Annotated in this window: 19 protein-coding genes; 13 read left to right on the forward strand and 6 right to left on the reverse strand. The window is 47.0% G+C overall.

What is annotated here, in order from left to right; genetic code table 11:
- Positions 1 to 109: 109 nt before the first annotated feature.
- Genes NSQ68_RS06760 through NSQ68_RS06790 form a run of 7 tightly spaced genes read left to right on the forward strand, consistent with a single transcriptional unit; the run spans position 110 to position 7,193 of the window.
- Positions 110 to 1,117 (forward strand): ABC transporter substrate-binding protein, encoded by a 1,008-nt coding sequence (locus NSQ68_RS06760; RefSeq protein ID WP_307348708.1) that lies wholly within the window; start codon positions 110 to 112, stop codon positions 1,115 to 1,117.
- Complete coding sequence (locus tag NSQ68_RS06765) at positions 1,114 to 2,160, forward strand: iron ABC transporter permease (RefSeq protein WP_342428367.1); 1,047 nt, start codon at positions 1,114 to 1,116, stop codon at positions 2,158 to 2,160. Before NSQ68_RS06760 ends, NSQ68_RS06765 begins: the two co-directional genes overlap by 4 nt.
- On the forward strand, positions 2,157 to 2,990 hold the full coding sequence (locus NSQ68_RS06770) for an ABC transporter ATP-binding protein (protein ID WP_342428368.1): 834 nt from the start codon (positions 2,157 to 2,159) through the stop codon (positions 2,988 to 2,990). The genes NSQ68_RS06765 and NSQ68_RS06770 overlap by 4 nt, the downstream gene beginning before the upstream one ends.
- Positions 2,991 to 3,033: 43 nt before the next feature.
- Positions 3,034 to 4,104 (forward strand): nicotinate-nucleotide--dimethylbenzimidazole phosphoribosyltransferase, encoded by a 1,071-nt coding sequence (gene cobT / locus NSQ68_RS06775; protein ID WP_342428369.1) that lies wholly within the window; start codon positions 3,034 to 3,036, stop codon positions 4,102 to 4,104.
- A complete protein-coding gene (gene cobU, locus NSQ68_RS06780) occupies positions 4,101 to 4,667 on the forward strand; it encodes a bifunctional adenosylcobinamide kinase/adenosylcobinamide-phosphate guanylyltransferase (RefSeq protein WP_342428370.1) in 567 nt (188 codons plus the stop codon). The genes cobT and cobU overlap by 4 nt, the downstream gene beginning before the upstream one ends.
- Entirely contained in the window at positions 4,664 to 5,533 is an 870-nt protein-coding gene (cobS, locus tag NSQ68_RS06785) for an adenosylcobinamide-GDP ribazoletransferase (protein ID WP_342428371.1), read from the forward strand. The genes cobU and cobS overlap by 4 nt, the downstream gene beginning before the upstream one ends.
- Positions 5,534 to 5,573: 40 nt before the next feature.
- Positions 5,574 to 7,193, forward strand: a complete 1,620-nt coding sequence (locus NSQ68_RS06790; protein ID WP_342428372.1) for a cobyric acid synthase — start codon at positions 5,574 to 5,576, stop codon at positions 7,191 to 7,193.
- A gap of 220 nt (positions 7,194 to 7,413) precedes the next feature.
- On the opposite strand, the gene NSQ68_RS06795 is transcribed toward NSQ68_RS06790, so the two are convergent.
- Complete coding sequence (locus NSQ68_RS06795) at positions 7,414 to 9,114, reverse strand: methyl-accepting chemotaxis protein (protein ID WP_342428373.1); 1,701 nt, start codon at positions 9,112 to 9,114, stop codon at positions 7,414 to 7,416.
- A gap of 501 nt (positions 9,115 to 9,615) precedes the next feature.
- Here NSQ68_RS06795 and NSQ68_RS06800 point away from each other — a divergent pair.
- The 5 genes from NSQ68_RS06800 to NSQ68_RS06820 all read left to right on the forward strand — a co-directional run bounded on the left by NSQ68_RS06800 (position 9,616) and on the right by NSQ68_RS06820 (position 16,547).
- Positions 9,616 to 10,851 carry a PTS transporter subunit EIIC gene (locus NSQ68_RS06800; protein WP_342428374.1) on the forward strand — a complete coding sequence of 412 codons (1,236 nt, stop codon included), beginning with the start codon at positions 9,616 to 9,618 and terminating at the stop codon, positions 10,849 to 10,851.
- Positions 10,852 to 11,057: 206 nt separating this feature from the next.
- Entirely contained in the window at positions 11,058 to 11,891 is an 834-nt protein-coding gene (locus tag NSQ68_RS06805) for a PRD domain-containing protein (RefSeq protein ID WP_342428375.1), read from the forward strand.
- 166 nt (positions 11,892 to 12,057) lie between these two features.
- The gene (locus NSQ68_RS06810; protein ID WP_342428376.1) at positions 12,058 to 13,962 is read left to right on the forward strand and encodes a beta-glucoside-specific PTS transporter subunit IIABC; all 1,905 of its coding nucleotides are present in this window, start codon (positions 12,058 to 12,060) and stop codon (positions 13,960 to 13,962) included.
- Positions 13,963 to 14,201: 239 nt separating this feature from the next.
- The gene (locus NSQ68_RS06815) at positions 14,202 to 15,599 is read left to right on the forward strand and encodes an L-cystine transporter (protein WP_029516398.1); all 1,398 of its coding nucleotides are present in this window, start codon (positions 14,202 to 14,204) and stop codon (positions 15,597 to 15,599) included.
- A gap of 249 nt (positions 15,600 to 15,848) precedes the next feature.
- Complete coding sequence (locus tag NSQ68_RS06820) at positions 15,849 to 16,547, forward strand: queuosine precursor transporter (RefSeq protein ID WP_342428377.1); 699 nt, start codon at positions 15,849 to 15,851, stop codon at positions 16,545 to 16,547.
- Positions 16,548 to 16,733: 186 nt separating this feature from the next.
- On the opposite strand, the gene NSQ68_RS06825 is transcribed toward NSQ68_RS06820, so the two are convergent.
- Positions 16,734 to 17,822, reverse strand: coding sequence for a Xaa-Pro peptidase family protein (locus NSQ68_RS06825; RefSeq protein WP_029516400.1), 1,089 nt, complete (start codon positions 17,820 to 17,822; stop codon positions 16,734 to 16,736).
- A 72-nt stretch (positions 17,823 to 17,894) separates the two neighbouring features.
- Positions 17,895 to 18,623 carry an MBL fold metallo-hydrolase gene (locus NSQ68_RS06830; protein ID WP_307348736.1) on the reverse strand — a complete coding sequence of 243 codons (729 nt, stop codon included), beginning with the start codon at positions 18,621 to 18,623 and terminating at the stop codon, positions 17,895 to 17,897.
- Between the two features lie 196 nt (positions 18,624 to 18,819).
- Here NSQ68_RS06830 and NSQ68_RS06835 point away from each other — a divergent pair, with 196 nt between their 5' ends.
- The gene (locus NSQ68_RS06835; protein WP_029516402.1) at positions 18,820 to 19,332 is read left to right on the forward strand and encodes a GNAT family N-acetyltransferase; all 513 of its coding nucleotides are present in this window, start codon (positions 18,820 to 18,822) and stop codon (positions 19,330 to 19,332) included.
- Positions 19,333 to 19,459: 127 nt separating this feature from the next.
- On the opposite strand, the gene NSQ68_RS06840 is transcribed toward NSQ68_RS06835, so the two are convergent.
- The 3 genes from NSQ68_RS06840 to NSQ68_RS06850 all read right to left on the reverse strand — a co-directional run bounded on the left by NSQ68_RS06840 (position 19,460) and on the right by NSQ68_RS06850 (position 21,638).
- Positions 19,460 to 19,894, reverse strand: a complete 435-nt coding sequence (locus NSQ68_RS06840) for a threonine/serine exporter family protein (RefSeq protein ID WP_342428378.1) — start codon at positions 19,892 to 19,894, stop codon at positions 19,460 to 19,462.
- A gap of 20 nt (positions 19,895 to 19,914) precedes the next feature.
- Positions 19,915 to 20,670: a threonine/serine exporter family protein gene (locus NSQ68_RS06845; protein WP_250243866.1), complete on the reverse strand. Its 756-nt coding sequence runs from the start codon at positions 20,668 to 20,670 to the stop codon at positions 19,915 to 19,917.
- A 113-nt stretch (positions 20,671 to 20,783) separates the two neighbouring features.
- Positions 20,784 to 21,638: a hypothetical protein gene (locus tag NSQ68_RS06850; protein ID WP_342428379.1), complete on the reverse strand. Its 855-nt coding sequence runs from the start codon at positions 21,636 to 21,638 to the stop codon at positions 20,784 to 20,786.
- Positions 21,639 to 21,795 lie beyond the last annotated feature (157 nt).

Consider the following 21,795-nt stretch of genomic DNA (forward strand, 5'->3'; position numbering starts at 1 on the left):
GATATGAGGATGCGGGGTTTTTTGATAGGAAAGGAAAGCTGGATTTAGAAGATATCGGATGATGTTCAAGTAACGCTCTTAACGATTTTTTTATGAAGGGGTGCAAATCATGGCAGGAAAAAAAATAAAGGTGTGGACAACAGGTCTATTGGCTCTGATTTTGGCAGTTGTGCTGAGTGCATGTGGGGCGAATGGAAAAAATGCTGAAAATAAAGAGGGTCAGGCTTCTTCACAGCAGCCGGGACAGGCAGTAACCGCACAAGAGCCTCCGGGCAAAACGGTTTACCCACTCACAGTTAAAGATGCAACAGGACAGGAATTTACATTCAAAAAAGCGCCGGATAAAATCGTTTCCGTCTCCCCGGCAGAAACCGAGGCGTTGTTCGCCATCGGGCTGGATAAGGAAATTGTCGGCGTCTCCGACTACTCTGATTACCCGGAAGCAGCTACGAAAAAGCCTAAAGTGGGCGGTATTATGAAACCAAACGAAGAGGCGATCATTGCTGCGAATCCGGAAGTCGTTTTTGCAGGGATATCACTTAGTGAACAGGCTACGACCAAGCTGCGCGACATGGGAATTATGATTTTTAAAACGGAACCGAAGACAGTGGAAGATGTCATGGCTAACATCGAATTGTATGGGAAAATCACCGATCATCAGAAAGAAGCGAGAGCGGTGACTGACAAGATGAGAGCAGATGTAGCAGAAGTAAAAGATGGAATTAAAAATATCGGTAAAGGGCAGAAACTGCGGGTATACGTCGAGTTTTCACCAGGCTGGACAGTTGGTAAAGGCGAGTTTATGGACGAGTTGATTACGTTAGCGGGCGGTGAAAATGTAGGTGCCACGCAGAAGGGGTGGTACCAAATTAGTGAAGAAAATATTATTGCTGCGAACCCTGACGTGATTTTGTACAGCAAAAGTGTCAAGGACGACAAAACGGGCCAGACGCTCGGTGATATCATTAAAGCTCGTAGTGGATGGGATCAAATATCGGCTGTTCGCCACAACCGGGTGTTTGCCGTGGATGATAATTTGATCAGTCGTCCGGGTCCACGCGTAACGGAAGGTCTTAAGGAAGTGGCCAAGGGCGTGTATCCTGAAATTTTCAAATGAATCGTAAACTGATCGGCTTTGGAGGGACAGGTCTTGTCCTGCTGTTGCTGACGATGCTGCTCTGTCTTGGCATCGGCTCGGCCAAGCTTCCGGTCAGCCAGATCACGGGCATTCTGGTTAACCACCTTCCGTGGTTAGGCGATACGTTTACACCGGATTGGAATACATCCTCAGAGCAGATTATTTTGAAGGTCAGATTGCCACGAGTGTTACTGGGAATGTTGGTAGGAGCAGCGCTGGCGCTGGCGGGAGCCGGATTTCAGGGTGTACTGCGTAATCCTTTGGCTGATCCGTATACACTCGGGGTATCCTCGGGGGCTTCGGTAGGAGCGGCAGTACTGATTTATTGGGGCCTTCAATTTTCATTTGTTGGCGTATGGACGCTGCCGCTAGTGGCATTCACGACCGGAATGCTTACGCTGTGGATGGTGCTGACGTTGGCACGGGAAGGTAGAAAAATTCCGACACAAAGTCTCATTTTGTCGGGTGTGGTGATGCAGTCCTTTCTGGGAGCGGTTGTTTCCTTTCTGACAGCCATGTCGAAGGAGACGGTCAATGAAATATTGTACTGGACGATGGGAAGTCTTAGTCTGCGCGGTTGGTCATATTCAGGAATCCTTTTACCTTATGTGGTCATAGGACTGGTATTTCTATGGAACCGGGCACGTGTGCTGAATATTTTAGCTTTGGGTGAACGTCAGGCGGCTCACATGGGAGTTCATGTAGATGCGACGAAGCTATCTGTTCTGATTATTTCCACGCTGCTGACAGCCGCCGCTGTCTCGGTATGTGGAGTGATTGGCTTTGTGGGACTCGTTGTACCGCATATCATTCGTCTGGTGACAGGTCCTGATTACCGGATGATTGTTCCATTATCTGCGCTCGGTGGAGCTATTTTTATGGCTTGGGCAGATACGGCGGCTCGCACGTTGTTAGCCCCTACGGAAATTCCTCTGGGCGTGATGACGGCCTTTGTTGGGGCACCGTTCTTCGCATATCTCCTGTACCGGAACAAGAAGCTGCGCAGGGGGGGACTGCTGTGACAGAACAAAGTGAAGCACAGAAGGTGCGTGATCGGGCATTAGAGGTAGTGGGTCTGACACGTGCCTATGGAGAGTTTCATGCGTTAAAGAATATAAGCTGGAGCGTCGACGAAGGAACTTGGTGGGGGATTATTGGTCCGAACGGCAGTGGAAAATCGACCTTGCTGCATTTGCTTTCCGGTGTAGATCAGCCAACTTCGGGAAACGTTCATATCTATGGCAAAAAGGTCGGTAGCTACAGCAGAAAAGAGCTTTCCCGGCTCATAGCCGTACTCCAACAGGAAGGGCTACCTCCCGTGGGATACACCGTCAGGGAAGTCGTAGAAATGGGACGTTTTCCTCATCAGGACTGGCTAGGCAGGGAAAAGGGTGTTGATGTGGAGGCGATCACGGATCGCGTGCTGGAGCGATTGGGTCTTACCACGCTGGCGGACAGAGCATTGGACCGCTTGAGTGGGGGACAGCGACAGCGTGTAGCTTTGGCAAAGGTGATGGTGCAAGAGCCGCGAATATTGCTGCTGGACGAGCCTACGACCTATCTGGACTTGCGCTATCAGCTTGAATTTATGGAACTGCTGGCAGATTGGCGCCAAGAAACGGGTGTGACGATCATTGCGGTCTTGCATGATCTTAACTTGACAGCCCAATTTTGCGAAGATTTGCTTGTACTCAAGGATGGAATGGTTGAAGGATTGGGAGCTTCATCGAAGTTACTAACCGAGGATCGGATTCGACGAGTATACGGTGTTGAGCCTGTGATGCTTCCGCATCCTGATAGCGGTGTGCCGCAGCTCTTGCTGCGCAGGAGCGCTTCGGATACAGCAGATTAAATAAACGATGAAACACACTTAAAAAGAGCAGGGAGTGGAAGGTATGAACGACAAGCTGCGTCAGCTGATCGATAGCATTGCCCAGCCGGATGGGGTGGCGGCCTCGGCAGCTTCAGCCCATTTGGACCAATTAACAAAGCCACCAGGAAGTCTTGGAAAGTTGGAAAGTGTGGCCATTCAGCTAGCAGGAATTACAGGAGTGGACAAGCCTGAATTTGATCGTAAAACGGTTATGGTCATGGCTGCGGATCACGGGGTGTGTGAAGAGGGAGTCAGTGCCTTTCCGGCTGAGGTTACACAGCAAATGCTGTATAACATGCTATCAGGTGGCGCAGCAATTAATGTGCTGGCACGCCATGCGGGCGCAGATGTCAAGGTGGTAGATGTTGGCGTGAATGCGGATGTCGCTCACGCGAACCTGGTGGACCGTAAGGTACGCATGGGTACTTCGAATATCGCTAAAGGGCCAGCGATGCTGCGTATGGAAGCAGAACAGGCGGTTTTGGCCGGAGCTGAGGCCGTAGCAGAAGCGGTCAAAGGTGGCACACGGCTATTCGTTACCGGAGAGCTGGGCATCGGGAATACGACAGCCAGCGCAGCAGTCGTATGTGCTCTCACCGGACTGGAGCCGGAAGTTATCGTAGGCCGGGGAACGGGTGTAGATATGGCTGGGCTTACCCGTAAAATATCGGTTGTCTGCCGCGCATTGGACGTGAACCAGCCAGATGCAAATGATGCGCTCGACGTGCTCACTAAGGTCGGCGGTCTAGAGATTGCCGCCTTGGCAGGAGTCATCCTCGGCGCAGCCGCACATCGCTGTCCAGTCGTCTTGGACGGCTTTATTTCCGGCGCAGCCGCTCTCGCAGCACGTGCACTTGCGCCTGCAAGCGCTGCGTACATGCTCGCTTCGCACGCCTCGGACGAGCGCGGGCACGCGGCGGTGCTCCGCGAGCTCAAGCTGGAGCCCATGCTTCATTTGGACATGCGGCTCGGGGAGGGCACAGGTGGTGCGCTTAGCTTGCACCTGATTGATGCGGCGTGCCGCATTATGCGCGAAATGGCGACCTTTGCCGATGCAGGCGTATCGGACGGTCAGGGAGCCGCGCAGCGATGAAAGCGCTCGTGACCGGCGGGGCACGCAGCGGGAAAAGCGGCTTTGCCGAGCGATTATGCATGTCGCGCGCGCCTGGCGCCTGCTACATTGCAACGGCGCAAGCCTACGACATGGAGATGAAGGAGCGCATCGCCCTTCATCGGGTCGAGCGCGAGTCTGCCGGGTACGACTGGCAGACGCTGGAGGAAGCGCAGGCGCTGCCGGAGCTGCTGCATCGGCTTGGCGGCGATCAAGCGTCGCAGCCATCACTCGCGCCTATGGTGCTGGTCGACTGCCTGACCCTGTGGCTGTCGAACGTGCTGCTGGCCGCAGGCGAGGACGGCGAAGCTGCGTCCAGAGCCGCCATGGACGAACTGGCGGCAGCTGTGGAGCAGTATCCGGGGCAGCTTGTCATCGTAACCAACGAGGTTGGTGACGGTATTGTGCCCGAATATCCGCTTGGTCGGCTGTATCGGGATTTGAGTGGGGTTATGAATCAGCGGATTGCCCGTCTTTGTGATGAAGTATTTTTGGTGACGGCGGGCATTCCCGTAGAACTCAAACGGTTGGAATATAAGCTATGAGCCGCGAACGTCAGGCTGTTGCTGCTGCTTTTCAATTTTTAACGCGTCTTCCGGTGAAGGCCGAACTAGACTTTTCCCCGGATTTGCTTAAACGCAGTGCAAGTTATTATCCGCTGGTGGGAGTGGTCATTGGCATCATCGTCTGGGGCTTTGCGGCGCTTGCTTCTATGGTGCTGCCGCCGTTGCCGTGTGCGATTCTTACTCTGGTTGTCTGGGTTTGGTTGACGGGCGGATTACATTTGGACGGGTGGATGGATGCGGCTGATGCCTTGTTCAGCTACCGATCCCGTGAACGGATGCTGGAGATTATGAAGGATAGCCGTGTAGGGGCAATGGGCGTTATTGCTTGTGTGTTGCTGCTCATGCTCAAGGCTTCTTTGCTGTATACGGTGCTGGTTGAACGGAATGTGTCTGGCTTGCTGCTGCTTCCGATGGTTTGGAGCCGCTGGTTTATGGTACATGCAATGAAGCGCTGGCCTAAAGCCCGTAATGATGATGGACTGGCTGCGCGTTTTGCTGATATGAGTGGTGGCCGCGTAGGGTTGGCTGTATTCTGGGCTGTATTAGTGACCCTGAGTGCTGCCGTAGGACAATATCTTCTGGCAGGTTTGGCTACAGCAACAAGGGATACTGGGAATCTGTCGTTGGCAGGATCATGCTTACAGACCTTCTTTTCATATTCTGAGAGCCTTCCAATCTCGCTAGGTTTTGTGTTGATTCCGGTCTTGGCTTACGGTGTTGGCACTTTCACGGCAAACCGTATTAACCGCCGCTTGGGTGGACTTACCGGAGATATATACGGAACTTTAAACGAATTGCTGGAGACTGTTTTATTGTTGTTTATTGTCATTTTGTACGGGTTGTGACCACAGATTTGAAATGAATTCGTTAAAGGGGAAGAGGCAATTGTCAACTTTCGAACCGTCCTGCACGAACCCGGCAGCCGTATTGATGCTTCAAGGAACAGCGTCGGATGTGGGCAAAAGCGTGGTGACGACTGCGCTTTGCCGTATTTTTACGCAGGACGGATATCGTCCAGCACCGTTTAAGTCGCAAAATATGGCGTTAAACTCTTATGTTACCGCGGACGGCAAGGAAATTGGACGCGCTCAGGGGGTGCAGGCTGAGGCCTGCGGTATTGAGGCCACGACCGACATGAATCCGATTCTGATTAAGCCGGTCAAAGATATGCACTCACAAATTGTTGTACACGGTGTACCTTTTGCCTATATGAGCGCCTCCGATTACCGGAAGGATTTTTTGCCAAAAGCCAAACAGACCGTTATGGACGCTCTGAATCGGTTGCGTGATACCTATGATATTGTCCTTATGGAAGGGGCAGGTAGCCCGGCAGAGATTAATTTGAAGGACCGCGATATCGTAAATATGAATCTGGCAGGTTGGGCGGATGCTCCAGTGTTGCTTATTTCAGATATCGACCGGGGCGGTGTTTTTGCCTCTCTCGTAGGAACCATCGAGTTGCTGGAACCCCATGAAGTACAGCGTATCCGCGGATTTATCATTAACAAATTCAGAGGCGATCTGTCTCTGCTGCAGCCGGGATTAGACTGGCTGGAGGAACGGACAGGCATTCCTGTACTCGGTGTGTTGCCCTATCTACCAGACATTCGCATTGAAGCAGAGGATTCGGTAGTACTGGATAAGAAGCCTAAGCAATCTGCAAAGGATAAAGAACTGGATATTGCAGTGATACGATATCCGCGGATTTCCAATTTCACGGACACGGATGCTCTGGCCGCAGAGCCGGATGTGAGTGTTCGTTATGTCACAGAAGCCGGACAGTTGGGCGTACCGGACGCCATTATCTTACCGGGGACCAAAGACACCATTGGAGACCTGCTGGAATTGCGTGAGAGAGGTCTGGAGAAAGACATTCGGCAGGCTATGAATACCGGATGCACACAGCTGGTTGGCATTTGTGGAGGTTATCAGATGCTGGGTACAGCACTATTTGATCCCGAAGCCGTCGAATCTGGGTTGCCGCAGCAGGCAGAGGGGTTAGGTTGGCTGGCTCTGTCCACGACCTTTTTGAAGGAAAAGCAAACCGTACGCGTACAGGGAACCCTGTCTAAACATTGCCCGCTTTTGCTTAGCACTGCGCCTGATTCGGGTTATGCCTCCAAGCCAAGCATCGAAGGTTACGAAATACATATGGGCGTTACAGATTATGTTACGGAACCATACGCACCTACAGATAAAACTTTAAACCTAAGCGAAATGAAAAGGTTATTCCATATCCGGCGCGGCGAAGGAACAGCATTTGAGGAAGGCTGGGGTACGACAGACGGTAAAGTATGGGGAACCTATTTGCACGGTGTGTTTGATAATGATCGTTTTCGCCGGTGCTGGTTAGATGGATTGCGACAAGCCAAGGGCTTGGAACCTTTAGAAAGCACCTTTACTGTACGTGAAGCCAAGGAACGAGAGTTTGACCGTGTCGCAGAGGTGGTTCGGGCTCATTTAGATATGGAGAAAATTTATCGTATGATGGGAATGAATTCATAAATTTCATAAGATGATTATTTAAATCGCTTTTAAAAAATAAAGAGGTATCTCTACAGCCATTTTCATGACTGAGAGATACCTCTTTTTATTCAGGATTTTGCAAAATTCGATTCCAGTCGCTCTGAAGTGCAAGATATAGACGAACTAAACCATTTCGATCTATATCTTGTTCATTGGAAGTCGCTTATGGGATTTTTGCAAAATCCTCTATTGTATCGACTTACGTAATTTTAAATTTTTGGACAGCCTTTTGCAGCTCGGTTGCTTGTTTACTTAATTGGCGAACAACCTCGCTGTGGCTTTCCATTTCATTCAGTTGCTCATCGGCATTTAAACCGATTTCCTGAATCATATGCTGTGCATTGGCAGCGATGAGAGCTGTCTCTTCCACGGAAGCAGATACTTCTTCCGAACTGGCGGATACTTGTTCCGTTGCTGCAGATACCGTTTGAATCGTAGCATTGATCTTTTGCATAAGCTCACTTAGCTGGTTAAAGGCTGAGCTCGCTTGTTGAACCATTTCCGTTCCCGAATGAATTTCACGGCTAACCTGGGTCACAGAGTCCACAGATTGTTGCGATACTTCTTGAATGGTAACCAAATAGTCGGAAATTTCTTGTGTGGCTTCTTTAGATTGCTCGGCAAGCTTGCGCACTTCTCCGGCTACTACGGCGAAGCCACGTCCATGTTCGCCCGCACGGGCAGCTTCAATGGAGGCATTCAGGGACAACATTTGAATTTGCTTCGTAATATCGAAAATAGCCGAAACGATACTGCCAATGGCTTCTGAGCGCTCATTCATACTATGGATGTATCGAAGCGATTCATCAGCAGCATGTCCCACCTGTGACATTTGAGCTACAGCTTTTTGAGCGAGCGTAGTACCGTTAACCGTTTCTTTTGTCGCTTCACTGATTTGATCGGATACATCATTGGCAGAGGAGGCGATGTGCTGAACACCTTGAGCGATTTCCTCCATAGCCTGCGCATTTTCAGCAGCAGCTGTAGCTATGCTGGTACTGCCTTTTGCTATTTCCTCTGCGGCAACTGTAGAGTCCTGGACTTTTACACTCATAGCCTCAGTCCGACGAAGCAGCTCGTCCGATCCTTCAACAACCGCACCGGATGTAGAAAGCACATGGCCGATCATTTCTTTTAAGTTATGAGACATCGATTGGAAGCTGCGGGCAAGTTGCGCAATTTCATTGACTCCATGAACCTTCGCTTCTTGTGAAAGATCACCTTGAGCAATTTTTTCGCTATGACGAACCAATTCAGCAATGGGTTTTACAACTTTACGTATCACGAGGGTAGAAATAATTCCGCCCAGCAGGAGCGTTGCCACTGTAATACCTATGCAAATCCATAGAATTTGTTGGGATTTTTCCTGTACGAATCCGACATCTTCGTTCACACCCAGAACTAGATTACTACCCGATATAGCAAAGAAGGCGGTTTTGTGTACTCCGTACGAATCGCTGTAAATTTCACTGATATTCATTTCGCCTTGTTTTGCTTTTTTAACATCCTCTACAGGAATGAGTGCATCCTTGACCTTGTACACTGATTTTACATTCCGTGCGACGACTTCGGCTTTACCATCCTTCACTACCGCGATATATGCCGATTCTAATTTGAGGGTATCGACCTTGTCCTGCAGATAGGATTCCATCTGTATAGCGGAGCCGGAATCAGAACCGCTTCCTTGCCCGGCCTGAACAGCTAAGGAAATATTGAGATCCTGATATACATTTTTAGCTCCAGTTTCTAGCAATTGGTCTACCTGAGGCATGACACTGTTATTAATGATACTCATGGATATTGCATAGAAACTGATGCTGAACAAAAGGGATGCAAAGAGCTGAATCAGCAAAAACATAATTCGTAGTTTCGCGCCAATGGAACGATTAAAACTCTTCATGAAAATTCTCCTCTCACATGATGGTAATAAAATTAGACGAATTCCCCTGCTTGATGTAGGCCGCTTGTCCAATAAGATACTAGACACGCCATGATCTACTTGTTTTTCTCTCCTTGCTTGAAGAAAAGACTGAAAATGTTCGGATTCTATGTATATTTCAGCTGTATTCAAGGGGCAAGAATGTGAAAGGGAAGTAATCCATGATTTACTAAAAAGTAGGTTAGACCTATTTTACATAATTAACAGGCGGTTGAATAGTCATATTTGCCCAAAAACAAACAAAAAATATATAACTATGGTCTTAGGTGTTTAGATGTAAGTTTGATGTAAATTATCAGGTGCATAAAAACGAATAGATTACTCCTTCTTTAAAACTATTGTAAAAAAGAAGTAATATAAGTAGCATAAGGAATACCGCTTTTATGACAATATTCTTCTAAGCTTGGTTTGGTAAGTTCGAAAGTGGTCTTCAATATACATATAAAAGGGGAAAAGGTAGTTATGAATCGGGATTTACTTTCCAAAGAAATGATTTCGCAGGTCAGAGGAGAAGATGAACAGGAGCCGACTTCCGGAAGTTACAGAGCTGCCACAGGGGGAAATCCGATAAGTCGTCTATTAGATTATGTATCAGGCGTATTCACTCCGATCTTGCCGGCAATGATTGGGGCAGGAATGATCAAGGTAATTATATTAGTTTTAATGTCCTTCGGTTTATTGTTGTCTGATCCGCAGGTATATACTATTTTAATGGCTATCAGCGATGGGATATATTACTTTCTACCTATTTTTGTTGCGGCAAGTGCGGCAAGAAGGCTGCGCAGCAATGTGTTTGTTGCGGCAGCCATCGCAGTATCCGTATTCCATCCCCAACTAACAAGTTTATTCCAGTCCGGTGAGGAGGTACGTTTTGCCGGTCTGTCAGTTATAGACCCACAAGCTGCTTCATCTATAGTACTCATACTTGTTGTCGTTTGGATAGCATCGTGTGTCGAAAGATGGTTAGACAGGTATATCCCTTATTCACTTAAATTAATGGTTGTCCCGACTTTGACACTGATGATCACTATACCTTTGATGGTGTTCGCTTTCGGACCACTGTGGAGTTATCTCGGCCAACATGTATCGGATGGACTAGGCTGGTTGTTTGACAATGCAGGAATATTTACAGGGCTGTTGCTCGGAGGCGCGATGTCTTTGCTTATTATTGCAGGCATGCAATATATAATGCTACCGATTATGATCAGCTCGCTTACAACATTGGGTTACGATCATATTTTTCCCGTGGTCATTGCAGCGGCTTTCGCTCAGGCTGGCGCAACATTTGGCGTATGTGTTAAATCCAAAAATCCCAAAGTCAAAACGCTGGCTGCGTCCACAGGTTTGTTGGCCATGCTGGGAATCATTGAACCGGCCATGTATGGTGTCAATATCCGTTTCAAAAAACCGTTAGTAGCAGTTATGATTGGTGGAGCCGTTGGTGGGGCTTGTATGTGTCTATTTGAAACAGAGCTTACTGCTATTGGTACCTCTGCTGGGCTGCTCAGCTTACCTTTATTTTCTGAACCCACGCTTGTGTACGGTATTGTGGGTATACTGATTTCGTTTGTTACGGCTGGCGTAATTACGTATTTTATGGGCTTTGTGGATGAAAAAGATGAACATTCTCAAGTAGTATCCACATCTGGCATGAATGCTTCTCCGAACTCGGTTGTGGAAAAGAGCCCCGGTAGCTAAGGTGTGCCAACGCCCAAAAGCCTCATGAAAGTGTTTACAAAAAATCTTGTCAGCTTAGTGTTTATATGATACTATGGTGACAGTTATTTCAAAACTGCACAATCGTGGATTGTTACTGAGCGTATCGGGCAAAACCATAAGCAGGCACTATGTGTCAGTTTTGGTTTTGCCTTTTTTTACTACTCCAAGCGGCTTAAGGTGATGGAATGAAGATAGCAAAGGTGCTGAATAATAACGTCGTAACGGTCATTGATGAACAGCAGAAAGAATTAGTTATTATGGGAAGAGGAATAGCTTTTAAAAAAAACACAGGCGATGAGATTGAAGAAGAGAAAATCGAGAAAATTTTCAAACTTGAAAGTACCGAGGTTTCCCGCAAACTCATGACCCTGATGTCTGATATCCCTATTGAGTATGTTGAAATTTCTGATGAAATCATCCAATATGCCAAAACGATTCTTGGTGTAGAGTTGCATGACAGCATCTATATTTCGCTGACGGACCATATCCATTTTGCCATAGAGCGTTATCGCTTGGGTATGGATATCAAAAATGCACTTTACTGGGAAATCAAACGAATGTACCGCAAGGAATTCACGATTGGGACCAAAGCATTGCATATGATTCAGGACAAGCTGGGAGTTACACTTCCAGATGATGAAGGAGCATTTATCGCCTTACATTTGGTGAATGCACAGCTTAATAGCGAAATGCGCGAAACGATAACCCTGACTAACATTGTCAAGGATATCATAAATATTGTAAGTCGCTTTTTTGTAATGGATCTGGATGAAGAGTCATTAAGCTATTACCGCTTTATTACACATCTCAAATTTTTTGCTCAACGGGTAATGAACGGGACTCCTGTACAAAATACAGATAATTCCCTTCATGATATGGTTAAGGTTCAGTATAAGAGTGCTTACGCCTGCGCGGAAAAGATAAGAGATTATACGACTAAAATCTATGGTCGAAGCTTGTCCCAGGATGAGATGTTGTATCTCACCATTCATATCGAGCGTATCATTAAAAATCAATGATTTCATGTATGATCAGGGATTTAGGATTGCTACTTCCAAACCAGAAGGCAAAACCTGAATGCTGAAAGAAGATTGGCTTTTTATAAAGCTGTCTGCTTTCTGTATTCAGGTTTTTTTATTGCCCATTTTCGCATTGTATACTTTAAAAAGAAAAGAGGAACACCTCATGGATCGGAATCAATTATCCAAAGAGATACTTACACTAGTTGGCGGTGAAGAAAACGTAGAGCAGGTCATTCACTGCATGACCCGCTTACGCTTCAACCTTCATGATGATAAGAAAGCTCAGAAAGAGCAGTTGCAAAAAACGGATGGCGTCATGGGAGTCATGGAGAGTGGCGGCCAGTTTCAGGTTATTATCGGTAATGATGTAGCTAACGTGTACAAATCGTTGGTGAGCAACATGTCCAAGGCTCCGCAAAGTGACTCAGGAGCAAGCACTGCCTCTAAGAAAAAACAAAACCCGATCAGCAAACTGTTCGACTTTATTGCGGGTATGTTTACACCGATTTTGCCAGCGATCACCGGTGCAGGTATGATCAAAGGAATCATTGCCCTATTGGTAGCTATGCACTGGATGTCTGACAAGAGTCAAACCTATACGATTTTAGCGGCAATAGGTGACGGTGCGTTCTACTTTCTGCCTATTATTCTGGCTGTCAGTGCGGCTAGAAAACTCGGCAGTAATATGTTTATTGGTGCGGCGATTGGTGCTTCCATTTTGCATCCGGACATTACAGCATTACTGGCGTCTAATGTGAAGGTTAGCTTTATTGGCCTTCCGGTGACAGCGGCCACGTATTCGTCGACCGTTATTCCAATCGTTATCGCTATCTGGCTGGCGTCTTATGTTGAAAAATTCATTGATAAGTATACTCATGCATCATTAAAGTTGCTTGTTGTCCCAACACTGACTCTATTGATTATTGTACCTTTGACATTGATTGCTGTAGGACCGTTAGGCTCTATTATTGGTAATGGCCTGTCGGGTGGTATCTCTTGGTTGTTTGAAAATACAGGTGCACTTGCAGGTCTGCTGCTGGGCGGTACCTTCTCTCTAATCATTATGACAGGTATGCACTACGCGTTGGTTCCTATTATGATTGGTTCTATAGCAACGTTGGGCTTTGACTACATGATTCCGATTATGGGAGCGGCTAACCTGGCACAGGCTGGTGCTGCACTGGGTGTATTCTTAAAATCCAAAAATGCTAAAGTCAAAACAGTGGCTTTCTCGACGAGCTTGACAGCTATTATGGGTGTAACCGAGCCTGCAATGTATGGTGTAAATATGCGGTTTAAAAAACCATTTACTGCCGCGTTGATTGGCGGAGCTGCTGGTGGGGGCTTCATGAGTTTGTTTGGCACAAAAGCGTATGTCATGGGTGGACTCGTTGGTGTTCCTGGTCTGGCGATGTTTATTGGACCGACTTTCTTATACGCAATCCTTGGTCTCATTATTGCATTTGTGATTGCTGCGATTGTTACCTACTTGATCGGCTTTACAGATGAAAAGAACGAAGAAGCACCACAAGCAACAACAGACGCTGCCGGAGACATCGCTACTGATGAAATAGCACAATCTACTGGGTCCTCACTGCCGAAAGGTGAGAAAATCCCGGTATACAGCCCGATGATGGGTGAAGTTAAGCCGCTCAGTGAAGTCAATGACCCTGCATTTTCTCAAGAGATTATGGGTAGAGGTTGGGCTATTGAACCATCCGAAGGCCGGGTTGTTTCCCCAGTTGATGGCACAGTGTTCTCCATTTCCAAAAGCGGGCATGCTGTTGGATTGGTGAGTGATTCAGGACTTGAAATGCTCATTCACGTTGGGATGGATACGGTTAAACTTAAAGGACTTCATTTTACGCCTCATCTTAAAGCAGGAGATCGCGTGAAGGTAGGCGATCTTATACTGGAGTTTGATCTGGTGGAAATACGCAAGGCTGGTTACGAAACGATAACGCCTGTTATTGTTACGAATGTAGCTCAGTTTAGCGAGTTGGAGTCCGCTGGTAGTCAGCATAAAGTGGTTAAGGAACAGGAACTGTTATATACAGTGATCGTCTAACAGCTGAAAAAATCTACGCATAAATTGAATACGAATCGTTGTGTTCAGGATAACAAACAGCAAGCCTTCATCTTACGAAGGCTTGCTGTTTGTCATTTTGATAAATCTAAGGCTGAAGCAGATTTATTATTTTTATTTCAATAAAACCTACAAAAATAGTTGGCTTTGTGATATAGTAATCTTCGGATTGAGGGGTACTTTAGAAAACATCTTACGTTTAAGTTTGGAGGAAATGATATATGGATACCTTCTTTATTATTTTGAATGTCATCGTGCTGCTTGCACTGCTCGGCGTGTTGGTCTGGATGCAGAAAAAGCACATCTCTTTTACAAAAAGGGTATTTGCCGCACTTGGCTTCGGACTGATCTACGGGGCTATTCTACAATATGCCTATGGGGCAGGCTCAGAGGTCATTACAAAATCAGTTGATTGGTTCAACCTCGCAGGTAATGGTTATGTCCGTTTGCTGCAAATGGTAGTTATTCCACTTATCATGGTGTCGATTATTTCGGCTATTATGAATTTGAAGGGAAGACAGAACCTTGGCAAAATCAGCGTGTCCATTATTGCAGTACTACTGATTACAACGGCAATTGCTGCTTCAGTGAGTATTGTAACCAGCCTGTCGTTTGATCTAAAGGCAATTGAGATTCAAGGTGGAGAAAAGGAACAAGCACAGGGCTTGAAGATGGAAGAGCGTCTTGGAACAGTTCAGGACATGACCATTCCACAGCAGGTGCTGGAATTTATTCCTTCAAATCCTTTTGAGGATATGACGGGAGCACGTCGTACGTCGACACTGGCGGTGGTAATTTTCTCGGCCTTTATCGGGGTGGCTGTGCTCGGACTGGATCGTAAAAAACCGGAACAGGCGCAAACCTTCCGCAAAGTGATCGATGCAGTGTACGCTGTAGTGATGCGGATTGTAACGCTGGTGCTGAGATTGACACCTTACGGTATTTTAGCACTGATCACTAAAGTAGTAGCTACGACCAATCCAGATGAAATTTTGAAGCTAATCAAGTTTGTGCTCGCTTCTTATGTGGCTTTGTTGGTCATGTTTATCATTCATCTTATTTTGCTGGCCTTGTTCGGCTATAATCCGGTGACGTATGTGAAAAAGGTATTGCCTACACTGGTTTTTGCTTTTACTTCTCGTTCCAGTGCGGCGACCATTCCGTTAAATGTTGAAACACAAACGAAAAAACTTGGTGTGTCCGACGGCATCGCGAATCTGTCTGCGACCTTGGGAGCGACTATTGGGCAAAACGGCTGTGCTGGTATTTATCCGGCAATGCTGGCGGTTATGATTGCTCCAACCGTAGGGATTGATCCAACGAGCTGGGATTTTATCCTCACGCTTATTCTAGTCGTTACGGTCAGCTCGTTCGGCGTGGCGGGTGTAGGCGGTGGTGCCACTTTCGCTTCCCTGATCGTGCTTTCCACCATGAATCTTCCAGTGGCATTGGCAGGATTGCTCATCTCAGTCGAACCGTTGATTGATATGGGTCGCACAGCGTTAAATGTCAATGATTCTATTACCGCTGGTCTCATTTCAGGCAAGGTGCTCAAAGAGAACGATCAAGACGTGTTCAACAATCAAGGTATGGATTTGGATGCAACGGCGCACTCTTAAGTAAAAGAGAGACGGATGGTGTAAACTACAGTCTCATATCGCATCTATCGCATATGTAACACATGCACTGTGCACCTCAATACTCAGAGCCGACCTTAAGGTCGGCTCTTTATATTAGGCTTAGGGAAGTGTAAATTATAGCTGTTCACAAATCCTAATCTATGATACATTAAAATAATGTTTTTCCGGCTTGTTTCGGATGAACCGCGGTTCGCAACCATCCCGCGCTATCAAAACTAGGAGGATTTCATGTTTAATCTGTTATGGGGGGCAGCTTTTGTCCTCGTCAATTTTATGTTCTTTTTGTTATGTTTTCGGTTGTTTGGTAAAAAAGGGTTGTACGCCTGGATTGGTGTTGCTACTGTACTAGCTAACATTCAGGTAACCAAAACGATTGATCTGGTCGGCATTACCACGACACTGGGAAATACGATGTATGTTTCTATGTATATGGCCAGCGACTTACTGAATGAAAAATATGGGCCTAAAGAGGCGCGTAAAGCTGTGTGGTTCGGCTTTTTTACTCTGATTATGACGACGGTCACGATGCAAATGGTGCTGCAATTCGAGCCTACTGCAACGGATTTTGCCCAGACCCCGATGCAACAGCTGTTTGGATTGTTGCCAAGGCTTGCGCTTGCCAGCTTGACAGCCTATGCGGTCAGTCAATTACTGGACGTGCGTCTGTACGCCTGGATTCGCAAGTTTTTCCCGGAACGTCATCAGCTCTGGATTCGCGGCAATGGTAGCACGATGATCAGCTCGTTTATAGATACGCTCATTTTCTGTACTATTGCCTTTTACGGTTATGCGTGGGGGATATGGATCGAGATATTATTCACCACCTACATTTTAAAATTTATACTGACCGCGGCGGGTACACCCATTTTGTACATTGCACGCAATTTCCGCTTTATAGAAGAGGAGGGGCAAACCCTAAAGCCATGATGGCTTGGGGTTGCTCCTCCTTTTTTTCATACTTTTTAACATCAGCATTTTTCATAATTCGATTCCCAACACTCGTAAGTACAATATATAGCGAACTAAAGCATTTCGATCTATATATTGCTGATTTGAAAACGCTCTTGGGATTTATGCAAAATGCTCACATACCAATAATGAATAGCGATGGGTTTATCCGAGCACTGTTAGTTCTTTTGGAAAAGAGGTAAGCACTTCAACACCATCAGAAGTGACCAGAACGTCATCTTCAATCCGCACACCGCCGAGGCCTGGCACATAGATGCCGGGTTCGATTGTGAACACGAAGCCTTCATGAAGCAGATCGCTATTGCCTCCGTGTACAGATGGATATTCGTGAACACTCATGCCAAGGCCGTGTCCAACTCGATGGTTAAAGGCAGGGCCATATCCAGCGGATTCAACAACAGCCCGTGCTGCCTGATCTACGGATGCGCAGGAAACTCCCGGGCGAATGGCGGCAATTCCCGCTTCGTTCGAGCGAAGAACTGTATTATAAATCGTTTCCAGCTCAGCCGATAGCTTTCCAAAAGCAAAAGTACGTGTAATATCCGAAGCATAACCATCGGAGTATACGCCCATATCAAACATGAGCAGATCGCCGTATTGCAGCTTGCGGGTGCCCGGAACACCATGAGGCAAGGCAGTTTTGGGTCCAGACAGCACTGTTGTGTCAAAAGACGGACCATCTGCGCCGATTTTTTTCATCTGGTATTCGATTTCGGCCACCAGCTCGACTTCCGTCACCCCTTCGCGCACATGGGTGAGACCGTGACGAAGGGCATCTTCTACCAAACGAGCTGCATGTTTCAGACGTTGTACTTCCTCAGGAGTTTTTCTCACACGCATTTCTTGAAGCACTGGACCCAGGTCCACATATTGAGCCGCGCCAATGGCAGTATGTAGCTGTTCGTAACGGAGGACGGAGACGTGCTCCTTTTCCAGCGCGAATGCTTTCACACCGGTGCCTGTGCGTTGACGCAGCAGATCATATGGATTGTCCGTATCGGTGTGGGTGGATATACGAGTCACAGAAGAAGCAGCTTGGGCGGCTTCTGCATCCAGGGCGGGTACGATCAGTTCTGGTTCTTGGTCCCGAAGCAACACCAGACCAAGAAAACGCTCATGCGGATCACTGGCAAAGCCCGTCAGGTAGTAAATATGTTTAGGATCGGTCACAAGCAGGCCGTCCCAAGACTGTGACTTCAGTTCATCATACAGTCGGGTTATTTTCTCATTCATAAAGTCTCATTCCTTTCTGCCTATTTATTCATTATAGCTCTTCATACATCATTATTTATAGCATGGAATGACTTATTCTCTTTCCTGACTTAATGTTTGCAGACGTGCCTGTACATTCTGATCATAGTAACCACCATGGTAGCAGAGTACCTTTTCAACATCCAATACAGTCAGTTTATCGAGGCTCTTTAGGGCCAGCGGCATATCCGGCGTAGCCGACTCAGCGGGACCGACCAGTTCACCCTCGACTACAAGCAACTCATCTGCTGCCAAAAGTAGCTTTTGTGCGGGCACATACAAGCTGATATGCCCGGGCGTGTGGCCGGGTGTATGTATAATCTGTATTCCTCCACCATAGGGTAGATGCTCGCCGTCCTCAAGAATATGAGCAAAGCGCAAATCTGGCAGGCGGCGAATCAGATCCTCTGCTTGTTGCTTGAGCGTAGTATCCAACTGATTAATCCGTTCCGGCGTCAACTTCACAAACGGTCGCTCTCCTGTCATATAAGGGACGTCATCCTTATGGGCTAACAGGGCAGTATTCGGCAGCAAGTCCAGCAGTGCATGAACATTTCCGATATGGTCAATATCCTGATGTGTTAAAATAATTCTTTTCAGGCGGCTGATATCCTCACCCACATCTGAAATAGCCTTGAGTAATGGCTCCAATTGGCCGAGCATTCCCGTGTCAATCAGTGTAAGTCCATCCTCGTCCTTGAGCAGTACAGGATAAATCGTCGTTTTTCCAAAAAAAGATTCCATAGGTATTTCCAAAATCAAGAGTTGAGTTCCAATATTCATATTAAGCTGCTTCAGAATCCTTGACTCCGAAACATACCTCCCGTCTCATCGTGTTAAATTGCTTACCTCGTTTTTGTTTTTCCTCAGCTCTATTATAAAACCCTTTGGGACTAATCCGCAAAACAACTCGATATGGCTGATCGGGCGCTTGTCTTGTACAATAAATAAATCACACAATAGGAGGCAGATACGAATAATGAATAAGGACCAATCTTTTTCCATTGAATTTGCGCGCAAAGAGGATCTTCCCGATATTGTGGACATTTATAATTCTACGATCGCAGGACGAATGGTCACGGCAGATTTGGAACCGGTGACAGTGGAGAGTCGAATTCCATGGTTTGAGGCTCATCAGGAAAATCACCGGCCTTTGTGGGTTTTAAAACAAAAGGGTACAATTGCTGGATGGGCCAGCCTCCAGTCCTTTTATGGGCGTCCAGCTTATAATGGTACAGCAGAAATTAGCATATACGTCCATGAGGATTCTCGTGGAACCGGAACAGGAAGTCGACTGGTACAGCACTTGCTAAATGAATGTCCGAGACTGGGGATTACAACGTTGTTAGGATTTGTTTTTGGTCATAATGAGCCAAGTATTGGGCTGCTGCGGAAGTTTGGTTTTGAGCAATGGGGGTACTATCCGCGTGTAGCTGTGCTGGATAGCATAGAGCGAGATTTGGCGATTTTGGGTAAGCGAGTGGATGAATAATAGCTTATGACATATAAATATTCTTTGTAACGTATACAGAAAAAGGCTGTTTCCAAAATCGTCTCATACACTGCAGATGTATGTGATTGTGGGAGCAGCCTCTTTAACTTTTCTATTTTCATCGCTTTTAGCGCTGTGGTTTAAAACATATACTGTGAAAAATCTGATTAAGCACCTCAGACAGCACCAAACCAACAGCAATCGCTCCTGCGATCATCAGCGTGCTCATCGCCAGCTCCAGTGCCTGAGGATAATTATGTTGTACGAACTGGCGCATGGCATTATAGGCCATCCCCCCTGGAACGAGCGGAATCATACCTGCGACACTGAAAATAATTACAGGCATTTTATACAGCCGTGCAAAGCCTTGACTGACGATGCCGATGAGGATCGTTGCCAAAAGGCTGGCGCTCACAGGTCCCATGCTGTCCGTAGTTGAATAATAGACCAGCCAGCCTAGCATACCGACGAAACCGCATTGCAGCAACGAGCGCCGGGGGGCATGGAAAAGTATGCCGAATGCAGCGGTGGCAATAAAGCTTGTGAATAATTGTGCAAGCATAGACTTGAATCTCCTCCGAATCACATATAAGAAATGATCACCGCAACGCCAGCTCCAATGCCAAAAGACGTCAGGCAAGCATCGGCTCCTTTGGAAAGACCCGAAACAAGGTGCCCGGACATTAAATCACGGATGGCATTTGTAATTAACAGGCCTGGAACCAGTGGCATGACAGAGCCAATAATAATTTTATCCATCATCTGTCCCCAGCCTACTATCGTTAATAGAGCCGCCAGCAAGCCGATTAGAAAAGATGCAGAAAACTCTGAGAAAAACTTAACCTTAACGAGCCTGTGAAAATACTGTACGGCTGCAAATCCGATACCTCCGCATAACACGGCTGCGGGGAAATCTCGCCAAACTCCACCAAACATGATCATAAAGCAACCGCTGGCCAACGCAGCAGCCATCAGCTGTACACGGTTAGAATAACGGAGGGGACCACGTTCAATCTCCGAAAGCTCCTTGACGGCAGCGCGGGGAGACAAATCACCTGTGCTGATTTTACGTGAAATGGAATTGACCTCTGTCACCTTGTGCAAATCGGTGGTCCGCTCTACGATGCGGATGAGCGTGGCAGGCTCCGAGTCATTAATAGCAAAAAAAATCCCAGTTGGTGTGACATAGCTATGGGACTGGGATATGCCATAGGCCGAAGCAATGCGGGACATCGTGTCTTCAACACGATAGGTTTCGGCTCCATTTTGCATCATCAGTTTGCCCGCCAACAGACAAACCTCAATGATTTCAGGAGTAGGATAGGAATGATTATTCATGCTCGCTCTCTTTCATTCGTACCGGGCCGTTCGACCCTATTATTTTCATTTATTGTAGCACAAAAAGCCGCCTTTTCGGAGGCGGTTATGTTGGGGGAAATCCAAGAAATTCGTCATGATTCTATCATATCGGGAATAACGGTATAGTAGGACTCTTCCAGAGATGCTGCGGCCTCAGATAGGCCCATCAACTTAAGCTGTCCAGCTACAAAAGCACGAAGGGCAGAGTGGGTGAACAGATGCCGTGTCTGGGCATCTCGAATAAAGGCCAGTCTGGCTTCACGCGAACCCTTGTGGAATAACTCACGCACAGCTTCGCCTTGTTGTTCCCAAAGGAAAGGCTCCGTTACGGTCAAGAGGGCACTCTCCTTAGAAGAGCTATGCTTCGCAGAAGAAGATACCTGAATGCCCAAGCCGTTCAGCGTAGGAGCTGCTTCATTGTGCTTCCGTTCTGTACGCAAACTATCGATATAGGCAGCCATATCCTGAATCGGTTTGATACCAAAGCGTTCCCGGAAGCATTCGCGTACAAACGCGGTGCGTTCATCTACAATCTGAGGCAGTCGCTGACCTGCATGTCCAGAATAGTCTTCTCCACTGGCGTAGTATCGTTGTAATGAACTGTTCTCTGTATAAACAACGCTTAAAAAATCCTGCAAATGACGGGCAACCACCCATACACCCGTCCAATCAACGGGAGATACGCATACTATAGGGGCCTGTGAAAGGTCCTTTTCAAGACCAAAATCCGTTAAAAAGCCATAATGTATTCCGTCCACCCCTGCATGGGCAAAAGGAATAACATCTGGTGGTGTAGCCATATATCGTGGCGCGCGGCCCTGCTCCATAATCAATCCCAAATCAAAACTCAAAGAATGCCGGTTCGCTTCGAGCTCCTTTTCAAATTCTATAAGTGCCTCAATCAAAGGTGTAGCTGATCCATAGGCTAGGTTAGAACCGGAATCCATCGTGTATGCCTCCCTTATCCAATACATCCATAAAGCGTTCATCCCTAAAAGGTACGTGATTTTACACGAAATGTAAACCTGTATGACGAATCTTTTCAAAAATGTGACCTTTTACCCGTGTGTTGTCAAATAAAACGCTTTCGGGCAAAGCAGGACA

It is taken from the genome of Paenibacillus sp. FSL L8-0158, from assembly GCF_038592965.1.
Lineage (GTDB): Bacteria > Bacillota > Bacilli > Paenibacillales > Paenibacillaceae > Paenibacillus > Paenibacillus polymyxa_D.

What these genes read in the sequence shown, in the direction of transcription:
- NSQ68_RS06760 (WP_307348708.1), top strand. Translation starts at nt 110, where the DNA reads ATGGCAGGAAAAAAAATAAAGGTGTGGACAACAGGTCTATTGGCTCTG.
- NSQ68_RS06765 (WP_342428367.1), top strand. Translation starts at nt 1,114, where the DNA reads ATGAATCGTAAACTGATCGGCTTTGGAGGGACAGGTCTTGTCCTGCTG.
- cobT (WP_342428369.1), top strand. Translation starts at nt 3,034, where the DNA reads ATGAACGACAAGCTGCGTCAGCTGATCGATAGCATTGCCCAGCCGGAT.
- cobU (WP_342428370.1), top strand. Translation starts at nt 4,101, where the DNA reads ATGAAAGCGCTCGTGACCGGCGGGGCACGCAGCGGGAAAAGCGGCTTT.
- cobS (WP_342428371.1), top strand. Translation starts at nt 4,664, where the DNA reads ATGAGCCGCGAACGTCAGGCTGTTGCTGCTGCTTTTCAATTTTTAACG.
- NSQ68_RS06795 (WP_342428373.1), bottom strand. Translation starts at nt 9,114, where the DNA reads ATGAAGAGTTTTAATCGTTCCATTGGCGCGAAACTACGAATTATGTTT.
- NSQ68_RS06800 (WP_342428374.1), top strand. Translation starts at nt 9,616, where the DNA reads ATGAATCGGGATTTACTTTCCAAAGAAATGATTTCGCAGGTCAGAGGA.
- NSQ68_RS06805 (WP_342428375.1), top strand. Translation starts at nt 11,058, where the DNA reads ATGAAGATAGCAAAGGTGCTGAATAATAACGTCGTAACGGTCATTGAT.
- NSQ68_RS06810 (WP_342428376.1), top strand. Translation starts at nt 12,058, where the DNA reads ATGGATCGGAATCAATTATCCAAAGAGATACTTACACTAGTTGGCGGT.
- NSQ68_RS06815 (WP_029516398.1), top strand. Translation starts at nt 14,202, where the DNA reads ATGGATACCTTCTTTATTATTTTGAATGTCATCGTGCTGCTTGCACTG.
- NSQ68_RS06820 (WP_342428377.1), top strand. Translation starts at nt 15,849, where the DNA reads ATGTTTAATCTGTTATGGGGGGCAGCTTTTGTCCTCGTCAATTTTATG.
- NSQ68_RS06825 (WP_029516400.1), bottom strand. Translation starts at nt 17,822, where the DNA reads ATGAATGAGAAAATAACCCGACTGTATGATGAACTGAAGTCACAGTCT.
- NSQ68_RS06830 (WP_307348736.1), bottom strand. Translation starts at nt 18,623, where the DNA reads ATGAATATTGGAACTCAACTCTTGATTTTGGAAATACCTATGGAATCT.
- NSQ68_RS06835 (WP_029516402.1), top strand. Translation starts at nt 18,820, where the DNA reads ATGAATAAGGACCAATCTTTTTCCATTGAATTTGCGCGCAAAGAGGAT.
- NSQ68_RS06840 (WP_342428378.1), bottom strand. Translation starts at nt 19,894, where the DNA reads ATGCTTGCACAATTATTCACAAGCTTTATTGCCACCGCTGCATTCGGC.
- NSQ68_RS06845 (WP_250243866.1), bottom strand. Translation starts at nt 20,670, where the DNA reads ATGAATAATCATTCCTATCCTACTCCTGAAATCATTGAGGTTTGTCTG.
- NSQ68_RS06850 (WP_342428379.1), bottom strand. Translation starts at nt 21,638, where the DNA reads ATGGATTCCGGTTCTAACCTAGCCTATGGATCAGCTACACCTTTGATT.